Genomic DNA, 1,649 nt, shown 5'->3' with positions numbered 1-1,649 from the left:
CCTGTTACAATATATTTGCCTCGGAAGAGTGGCAGCCAGCTACGAGCCGAGGCATCTCGTTGCTTAAGCTGTTAGAATGGGAAGGTAATGGTCTGACCTTGTTCTCCAAGGGCTTCGTGCCCGTAATTAAGTCAGTCAGCCATCTTCCTATTCGCAGCGTTCGATTTGTGCAGGTAGAGCCGCGTGTTCGTGTCACCAAACAGATAGAATCGGCAATGGGTAAAGATGGCTCAGTCCATTGCAAATTCTTTCAGGAGTGATGAACATGAACGCAGCAGGTATTGATGTCTCCAGCAGAAAGAGCACCGTGGCCGTGCTCCGTCCTTTCGGCGAGGTTGTGAAGCTGCCCTTCGATGTGCGCCACAGCGCCGAAGACCTGGCGGCACTGGCAGCGCAGCTCAAGTCCATCGATGGCGAAACACGGGTGGTCATGGAGCACACCGGACGCTATTATGAGAGCATCGCCAAGGTTCTCCATGAAGCCGGACTTTATGTCTCGGCGGTCAACCCTCTGCTCATCAAGGAGTACGGCAACAACTCTCTCCGCAAGGTCAAGACCGATAAGGCGGATGCGATGAAAATTGCCAAATACGCGCTTGACAATTGGACTGAATTGCGGGACTATACTCCTATGGACACGATTCGATATGAGCTGAAAACGCTGAACCGTCAGTTCCAGTTGGCCTCCAAACAGAAAACCGCAACCGCAAACAACCTCATTGCACTTCAGGAGCAGTCCTTCCCCGGCATTCGCAAGCTCTTTGACAGTCCTGTACGCAGCGACGGCACACAGAAATGGGTGGATTTCACCCATGACTTCTGGCATGTCGATTGCGTCCGCAGCGGCAGTCAGAACGCTTTTGCCGAGCGCTACCGTAAGTGGTGCAAGCGAAACCGCTACCAGTTCAGCATGGAAAAGGCCACGGAGGTGTATGCCCTGGCAAAGTCGTCTGTTGTGCTGGTGCAGAAAACTTCCGTTACTAAAACGCTCGTTCAGGAAGCCGCCAACCAGCTTACGGCGATCTCACGCAGCGTGGAAACCTACCGCAGTGAGATGAACAAGCTGGCTTCCCAGCTCCCGGAATACCCTGTCGTCATGGAGATGTACGGCGTTGGGGAATCTCTCGGCCCGCAGCTCATGGCGGAGATTGGGGATGTCCGCCGCTTTGAGCGCAAGCAGTCTCTTGTTGCCTTTGCTGGCATTGACCCGGCGCCGAGCGAATCTGGCGACTATTGCTCTCGCAGCAACAGGACTACGAAACGCGGTTCTCCGTATCTTCGCAAAACGCTGTTCAACATCATGAAAGTACATTTACAGCGTGCTCCGGCAGACGAGCCGGTGTTTCAGTTCCTGGACAAAAAGCGTGCCGAGGGCAAGCCGTACTATGTGTACATGACGGCTGCAGGGAACAAGTTTCTGCGCCGTTACTACGGCAAAGTGATGGCCTACTTCTCCACTCTGGAGGGGCTGCCGCCCGTAGACATGGACTCAACAGGTCTGCACCACGCGGAGTAACCGACTGTAACCTGACCTCTCAGGTCGGCGCATTTGCGGCGGCCTTTTTGTGCTGCATTTTTTGCTACCTGCTGCCTGCAACATTTTCTTTCGTCAAGCCCGCTTTGGAGCTTGACTTTTTATTTGCAGGCTT

The 1,649-nt window shown here is 54.0% G+C and carries 2 protein-coding genes; both read left to right on the top strand.

What is annotated here, in order from left to right:
• Nucleotides 1–260 (top strand): hypothetical protein (locus tag DWV16_RS19410; RefSeq protein ID WP_207661950.1); only part of this gene is annotated, 260 nt, incomplete at its 5' end.
• Between the two features lie 5 nt (nt 261–265).
• Nucleotides 266–1,516, top strand: a complete 1,251-nt coding sequence (locus DWV16_RS14480; RefSeq protein ID WP_118479924.1) for an IS110 family transposase — start codon at nt 266–268, stop codon at nt 1,514–1,516.
• The last annotated feature ends 133 nt before the right edge of the window (nt 1,517–1,649 follow it).

The organism is Anaerotruncus sp. AF02-27 (assembly GCF_003465835.1).
GTDB classification, from domain to species: Bacteria; Bacillota; Clostridia; order Oscillospirales; family Ruminococcaceae; genus Anaerotruncus; species Anaerotruncus rubiinfantis.
This window is presented reverse-complemented; position numbering and strand designations above follow the sequence as displayed.

Bases quoted from the DNA above. Each gene is read 5' to 3' on its own strand.
- DWV16_RS14480 (WP_118479924.1), top strand. From the start codon at position 266: ATGAACGCAGCAGGTATTGATGTCTCCAGCAGAAAGAGCACCGTGGCC.